Genomic DNA, 7305 nt, shown 5'->3' with positions numbered 1-7305 from the left:
AAATTTATTCAATAAAATATAAATCTGTCTTTACACGCCGCTATCAGCCTTATGATATTTACGCCACGCATCACATATGCGTTTCCTATATATTTCTATGTTTTACTTTATAAGAGTTATACTGAAATGGCTATCCCATTAGCAATCAAGTGCGTTACTTGTTGTCGTTGAGTGCTATCTAAATACCTTCGTTATGCCTCTGTACACTTTCTTATTAAAAGGAATAGGCTTTTGATTAAAGCAATAATGATCAGTTGACCATTCATCCCAAATCCTTTGTCTACCCTCTTAGTATAAATTTTCTGCTGTTATGTAATTTTTTTCTATATCTCTTCATTGTATTAAGTGCTTTTCACAACCTAAGTCATTACCTTACCTCCTTCTTTCAGACACAAAAGATCCTGAAATCAAAAAGTAGACGTCATACATAACTTGTCACTTTATCGGCATCTTATTTTCCTCGACTGATGTAAAGTAGACGTCATACATAACTTGTCACTAGACTAGCCTCGAATACATTTCAATTTGTCGCATGATGAAAGAATTGAGGCATCTTTAGCTAACCATCAAAATTTATAGTCAAACAAACCAATCTAACCTAAATTACCCTCTGCTCTCTTATACCTGTAACTTCATCAATTCACTCCAGAACCGCACGCATCACACGTCCAAAGAATCCACGTCTTTTTTTTGGTTCTGAATTAAAAGACTCCTTAACCTGTACGGTAGCCAATGATTCTTGAGTATTCGCTGTAAGATTTTCAGAATCAGCCACTTGTCCCTGTTCAGCCTGTGGCTGTGGTTTTGGTGCACCTAGTAACCGCTGTAAGGATTCGATTTGCTCATCCTTAGCTTGAAGTTGTTCTCTTTGGAATTGTTCACGGTCTTGTGCAAGCTCAAGCTGCTTTTGAAGCATGTAAACTTGTTGTTCAAGCAAGTAAACTTCCGACAACTTTGGTGTTACAGTTGTCTGTGAATGGTTGGCATGTTGTGATGGTTCACCAAAGACACGGATAGCTTCCGCAAGGTCAATTTTACCGTCACTATTTTTAGTTAAATTTCCTTTATTTATTTGTTTATAAACGGCTTGACGTGTCATCCCGTAAAGCTTCGATAGTTCGATTACAGATAAAGATTTCATTTTGTAATTCTGAATGTCAACCTTGTAAACTAGACTACATTAAATTTCTGTCAAGGCTCAATATACTTATAAAAAAGAAAATTTTTAAAATATAAAAATACCTATTTAAGACACTAATTTTTAATAAAGTCGATCAATTAATTTATAATCAATAATTCTAATTTGAGGCTTTTTTCTACCATCCAATTCAATTTTATTAGAAATAATAATAATTGCTTTATCTCCTACTAGCTCTAAAAGCCGCCAATCTAAGAGATATTCCTTCTTATCTGCATTAGAAATATAAGTTGTAGGAATTAACTCATTGCCTTCTTTCGTGAAATAAACTCTAGAAAAAGGACTTTCATTGTTAAATAATTTTTCTATCTCTTTGTAACTTTTATAATCAATCAACGCCTGAAACAGTACTAATGAAAACATACATATCCCAACACAAAGAGATTTCATAATACTCGTAGTTTCTAGAGTATAAAGAATGAAACCAACCAATAAATATATGTAGAGGAATATACTGTTATCCAAAAGTAACGTTACTAATTGTGTATCCCAACTAAAGATCTTTAAAGAGACAATTAAAATAAAAAGTCCAATAATTACAATAAATAAAGAACAACCTTCATCAAAGATAGATCTAAAATAAAGATATACAGCTGCAGCAACGGATAGCCCTAAAAACATTTCTAGAAATATGGGTACAGCATTCATAAGAATACCGCTGATCTGTAATTGACTTAATACCCAAGGTACGTTTAGAGAATTATAAAAAGAATATTTATATAGACAGGCAAGAGAAATAGCTAAAACCGGTAAAAGCGCGGCAAGCTCAACAAATCGAAAAAATTTAAAGTTCATAAAGACACATCCAAAAAAGCTGTTATCTGATAAGGCTCACTGTTACACCCCTTGAAGCCATCGAATCACTGTTATTCGACTAACATCAAGTTTCTTTGCAATTTGGGTGTTGTTCATTCCTTCTGCCTTTAATTTCATTGCTTTCTGACGCTTATCAGCGTACTGAGCCGAGCGTACTGCACCACCTTTTTTACCACCTTTGGCGCCACGCTTAGCCTGTATCTCACTGAAATCACCATAGCTGAACCGTTGCCAAACCCACTTGGCAATGCTCTTAGCGGTGGCTTTTACCTCACTAAGCGGTAAAGGCTGTTCAAAACTGCTGTTGATTGCTTCTATTTGCGCTCTGACAGCTCTTTCCCACTCATGGCTTGAGTTGTGGTGCATGTAGTCCCTAATCGCCTTGTAGGCCCAATGACGGCCCTTCTCAAACATGGTCACGTTACGTCCCAAGCCGATTACTTCAAGCTTTTTGGGTAGTTTCTTTGGTAGATCGACAAAATCAGCAAGGTAGTCAAGCGAGTACGCTTGTTTCGTCCAATAGGTTGTTCGCCACTGAGGGTGCAATGGGTTCTTTGTGATGAGATGCGAATAGCTAAGATCAGCGCCCATCTTGAGCGCATAAGCATAGTAAACCGCCTGTGCATACTTGATTGCTTTAACGCTCGCAAATTCGCTTGTACAGACTGGTATTTCAAGTTTGTAGCAATGGTGACAATGCCCGTTGAATGGGTTCTGTGTTGTCCAAAAAGGCTGTGGTAAACCTGCATCAAACCAGGATAATGCCGCATCATCTTTATCGTCATCAAAAACGAAGTAAACCGTGGTAAGAGGTGGATTTATTTGAATATAGGGTTTCTTTAGGGCTATTGATTTCGTACGAATCAGCATGTAACCCGGTTTGTCATCCATACAATAAGGGTTACGCGGCAAGGTATCAAAAAGCTCAAGTTGCCGTTGATCAACTAAAGATGTTTTAAAATTAGTCAGTGCTGAGTGACTTTTTGTATATTCCATACGTTTACTACTTGAGTAAACCGTCTTTCCCTGTAAAATGGTCTACAGACGCAAGACGGATTAACCCCCTTATTGTTGTTTAAAGATTCAAGCCTCGATTGACGACTTTCCGCCAAGTTAGAACGTCATCGGGGCTTTTCTATGTCTGCTGTATTTGTAACACAACTTCAATATCGATTGAAATAATAATACGTTTTCAATGAGCACTAAAACTCTTACCAAAGCTCATCATTTGCGATTTAAGCGCTTTTTTTACCTAAGATGATGTCTGTATAGTCTCAATCGAAATAGCTCAAAAATGAGCTTAGCAAGCACTATAGGAGCTTTAAATGGATGAAACCGAATACTTAATATCTACGCCCGCTAATACAGAGCATTTGAAGCGCTCAATCGAACAGCTTAAGCGCGGTGAAACTCAGGAGCACGAACTGATCGAAGAAGAGGAAGATCAACAAGATTGATTACTTTAAGATTCTCACCCGTGAATATTAGAGTAACTCGGTAGTTCGGTAAGTCGGTACTTCCTTACTCCTTTTATCGGTATTTATAATACGGTGTAGGGTGTTGCCTAAATAACTGCTTATTTGAATAAAAAAATAAAATGATTTCTTCATCATTAGTTGATGATGGTTAAGACAAGGACATTTCGTAAAAAATCAAATGCGATACACCGTGAATACATTGGCGATCAACTTTTTTCCTAGGACTTCACCCCTTATATAAGGTACATATATATCCATACCGATATATACATTTAAAGCTTTATACATTTGTACAAACATACATTTATATAAATATATAAATGTATGTTTGTTTGAAGTTAGTTATAACTTATTTGCAACTAAATTGAGGCTTAATACCCCCGGAGATGATCTCAAAAAATTCATGTTATTAGAGAAACTTAAAAAAAATTTAAAATTCAATGCTTTATTTAAAAATTGGTGCCGAAGGTAAATGCTTAACTGATTCATCGTTATTCCACTTTTTTGAGAGAGCCCTTAGACAAGATCTAACTTGTTCATTTAACAAAGCTGAGCTTTGATCACCCTCCCAGGTAAACCATCTTCGATGCATTTTTTCAAACTTAATATCAGCCAAGCTAAAACCAAAATCGTATATCGAATTGAGGTGTAACGTTACTTCATATCGCGCTCTATGTTGATCTCTAGGAAGCACCTGCTTATTGTCAGTCTTCTTAAAGTAACAGTGCTGTGATAATTGATCTCCGTGATATTTTTTGTACTGCGAACTCATTGTTCGCTTATGCCCATAAGCAAGTTGCCAATCTGCTTCGAAAAATTTTGTCATTGTCTTTTCTTGTATTGGTATCTTGCGTTGCTCGCTTTTACGTCTATAAAAGCGTTGGGAAATATCGATCTTATTTACTACATTTTTAGCTAGATACGTGCAAAAGGATGGTGAGCTATTCCAGAAGTCAATTCCAAACTCAATTCCCACTAAATGAGTGCATTGTTCAATGAGTGGAATCTTTCTATCTAATTTTTTAAAAAATAGCTCTACATCCTTGTAACTCTTAGGATCATTAATGCGAAGAATAAAATGACTGCATGAGCACATTGGATATTCTGACAGTCCTAAGATATAAACTGATTTTTTTAAGAGTGTTTTCACGAGTTCGCGCATATGTTTAAGATTAGTTGTCTTATATGTCTTAAATTCGACATCAATCCAGTCAACAAATGCTTGTGGCTTAAGAGTCAATTCATCTCTCATGACAACACCTCTTTAGGCCCCTCATGAAATTTATTAAGCTCACTAACATACTCTTGTAACGCTTCACATAATTTACTGCCTAATTCAACAGCTTCCCGAGGCTTTAGACTCAGATAACAATATGGGTTGTTAAGCGTGATCAGGATATCTTGACGCTCTTCATCCATTTTGTATTCAACCTCAGCTCCTAACCAGTCATAGCAAACACCACGAATCATATATTTGGAATTCTGACGACTTTCTGCTAAAAGAAGTTCAAGTAACTTTGATGATGTATGTTTTGAAATTTTCATAAAAAAACACCATAATTAAGTTGTTTACCCATACATATATTTTAGTCAGTACTTTGTTATTTTTTTGAAATTCATAATTTTTTAATCAATTTGCCAAGTTAATATTAGTTTTTAATAACTCGATAAACTGTTGCAACTCCACACCCTACCGCCTTAGCTATTTCTTCTTTTGTCATCGTATTTAATGCGTGAAGTTGTTTAATACGCTCATGTTTAGCTGTATTTGCTTTTTTTCCTGTTGGCTTATATCCAGACCGTTTTAGCCCCTGTTTGATGCGTTCTCTGCGCTTGTCATTATCGAGTTTTGCCATTGTGGCAAGTAAATCAATCAGCATGGCATTTATGACATTAAGAATCTCTCCTGTCATACCTGTCGTAACCGTATGCGTTGTTGGTAGATCGGCGACGATGAGACGTAGTCCTTTCGCTCTAATCTGTTGTTTTAGAACTTCAAAATCAGCCTGATTCAATCGTGATAAACGGTCCACTGATTCAACCAATAAAATATCACCTGGGTTTGCATCATTAAGCAATTGCGAAAGAACTGGTCGATTTAACTTAGTTCCGCTCTCATTTTCTATGTAATCAACATGATGAGAACCATATGAATTGCTAAAACTGATTAAATCCTCAAGTGCTCTTTTCGCATCTTGATCTTTTGTTGAAGCACGAACATAAATACGGATAGTCATCACAAAACCTATCATTTAAACATAATAAAAAAACTAAATTGATAATAATATCATTTAATATTAATTTAAAGTCTAATGATAGAAACATGGACGCAATTTTCAAATTACTATTTGAGTATAGTTAAGTGATAGGTTCTATTAAATACAAAAAAGCTCGCCTAGAGCGAGCCTTAATATTTTTATTTACTTTTTCGAATCAATGCCCTTTAAACGCATCAGTATCTCTTGTTGCTCTTTCCGTAACTGTGCTTCTTGTGAAGAAACATAGTTCGATACGAAATTATCAGAATGTCTGCGTCTTGCTAATTCAGGATCAAAAACACCATTTCGATAGTTACCCATATCTTCTTCGGGGTAATCCTCAAAGTATTCACTCCACTCACCCATTTTTCTCAACCTTATGATATTTATTGGCTTCAAATAAAGTATATCCGCAACGTCTACGTGAATGAAAATAAATTGATAAGGATGATATCCTCTTTCATTCACGTACGTTGCTTATTTGGTATTACTTTTTTTGATTTGAGCGACTGCTGAAGTTTTAGCTTCAATAGACCAATCAACACCTTCTGCTTTAATCCATGTTTCACATCCAAACGTTAAAAACATTACTGCGACTAAAACAAAAATAACCTGCCAAACATTTTTGGATAATTTCATTTATATAATCCTCTCTAATAATCAATAACTGTCTATCCGCGTATTAAAACGACCAAACAATTCAGGTTTGTTGTGTAATATCGCCAACCCTTCTGGAGTACATCGCAATGGGGATAGAACTAATTCCATAAAAAAATCCGCCTTGTTAGGCGGATCTTGTGCTATTACTCACTGTGCTTCTACATTGCTAAATTGTATAAAGTACTTTTTACAATCTAAGTCATCAGATATTCCTCCTTTCTTTATAGGCATAAAAAAAGCGCAATCTTTGTTGCGCTTTCATTTCTTCCATTATGGGAAAATTTAATCTCTTCTCTTATACGTGTAGCTTTAAAAAAATTAATCAAATTTCTTTCTTATTACACGACCAAATAAACCGCTGCATTTTTGTGGTTCAGACTTTGATTCCTGAGTGATTGAGCTGTAGACCACTTATCCCAAAACCGTTACCTCATAAAAAAACCGCCTGCCTTAGCAAGCGGTTCCAGAATCACTAGACAATCAATGTATTTATGATTTCCAACATATTAGCAATAAAGCTAATTAGTTGGATAAGCATGTACTTGTAGCACATACATCACCCTCCCTAATGTGAGAGCGCATTACTTGATATAACCTAGGTTATGCAGTACCGTATAAACATATACCGCAAATATGCAATAGCGCATGCCTAGGCTTGCGTTTAAAACGCAGTACTGCGCGGTTGAGCTACCTGTTTCCGAAATTTTGGTCGAGGACGGAGACAGGTAGCGGCCTAAATTGCAACTATAACGTCACAATCCCAATAAAGAATATAATTATTACATACTCATTTTTTATACCTTTAAATTTATTCAATAAAATATAAATCTGTCTTTACACGCCGCTATCAGCCTTATGATATTTACGCCACGCATCACATATGCGTTTCCTATAT

Annotated in this window: 9 protein-coding genes; 1 reads left to right on the top strand and 8 read right to left on the bottom strand. The window is 35.7% G+C overall.

The window, feature by feature from the left end; all coding sequences use genetic code 11:
• Positions 1-640 precede the first annotated feature (640 nt).
• The 3 genes from AC1M9F_RS14340 to AC1M9F_RS14330 all read right to left on the bottom strand — a co-directional run bounded on the left by AC1M9F_RS14340 (position 641) and on the right by AC1M9F_RS14330 (position 3010).
• Entirely contained in the window at positions 641-1141 is a 501-nt protein-coding gene (locus AC1M9F_RS14340; RefSeq protein ID WP_481596693.1) for a plasmid replication DNA-binding protein, read from the bottom strand.
• 120 nt (positions 1142-1261) lie between these two features.
• Entirely contained in the window at positions 1262-1993 is a 732-nt protein-coding gene (locus AC1M9F_RS14335; RefSeq protein WP_481598099.1) for a hypothetical protein, read from the bottom strand.
• A gap of 42 nt (positions 1994-2035) precedes the next feature.
• On the bottom strand, positions 2036-3010 hold the full coding sequence (locus tag AC1M9F_RS14330) for a replication initiation protein (RefSeq protein ID WP_481596695.1): 975 nt from the start codon (positions 3008-3010) through the stop codon (positions 2036-2038).
• A 329-nt stretch (positions 3011-3339) separates the two neighbouring features.
• Here AC1M9F_RS14330 and AC1M9F_RS14325 point away from each other — a divergent pair, with 329 nt between their 5' ends.
• Positions 3340-3471: a hypothetical protein gene (locus AC1M9F_RS14325; protein ID WP_481596696.1), complete on the top strand. Its 132-nt coding sequence runs from the start codon at positions 3340-3342 to the stop codon at positions 3469-3471.
• A gap of 466 nt (positions 3472-3937) precedes the next feature.
• On the opposite strand, the gene AC1M9F_RS14320 is transcribed toward AC1M9F_RS14325, so the two are convergent.
• The 5 genes from AC1M9F_RS14320 to AC1M9F_RS14300 all read right to left on the bottom strand — a co-directional run bounded on the left by AC1M9F_RS14320 (position 3938) and on the right by AC1M9F_RS14300 (position 6389).
• Positions 3938-4744 (bottom strand): hypothetical protein, encoded by an 807-nt coding sequence (locus AC1M9F_RS14320; protein ID WP_481598098.1) that lies wholly within the window; start codon positions 4742-4744, stop codon positions 3938-3940.
• Positions 4741-5037 (bottom strand): hypothetical protein, encoded by a 297-nt coding sequence (locus tag AC1M9F_RS14315; RefSeq protein WP_481598097.1) that lies wholly within the window; start codon positions 5035-5037, stop codon positions 4741-4743. Before AC1M9F_RS14315 ends, AC1M9F_RS14320 begins: the two co-directional genes overlap by 4 nt.
• A gap of 104 nt (positions 5038-5141) precedes the next feature.
• A complete protein-coding gene (locus tag AC1M9F_RS14310; protein ID WP_481598096.1) occupies positions 5142-5729 on the bottom strand; it encodes a recombinase family protein in 588 nt (195 codons plus the stop codon).
• 183 nt (positions 5730-5912) lie between these two features.
• The gene (locus AC1M9F_RS14305) at positions 5913-6116 is read right to left on the bottom strand and encodes a hypothetical protein (RefSeq protein WP_481596698.1); all 204 of its coding nucleotides are present in this window, start codon (positions 6114-6116) and stop codon (positions 5913-5915) included.
• 111 nt (positions 6117-6227) lie between these two features.
• Complete coding sequence (locus tag AC1M9F_RS14300; protein ID WP_481596699.1) at positions 6228-6389, bottom strand: hypothetical protein; 162 nt, start codon at positions 6387-6389, stop codon at positions 6228-6230.
• Positions 6390-7305 lie beyond the last annotated feature (916 nt).

The sequence above is a fragment of the Acinetobacter sp. ANC_7504 genome, from assembly GCF_056779995.1.
The sequence above is the reverse complement of the archived record's forward strand: the minus strand, read 5'-3'. Positions and strand labels throughout refer to the sequence as shown.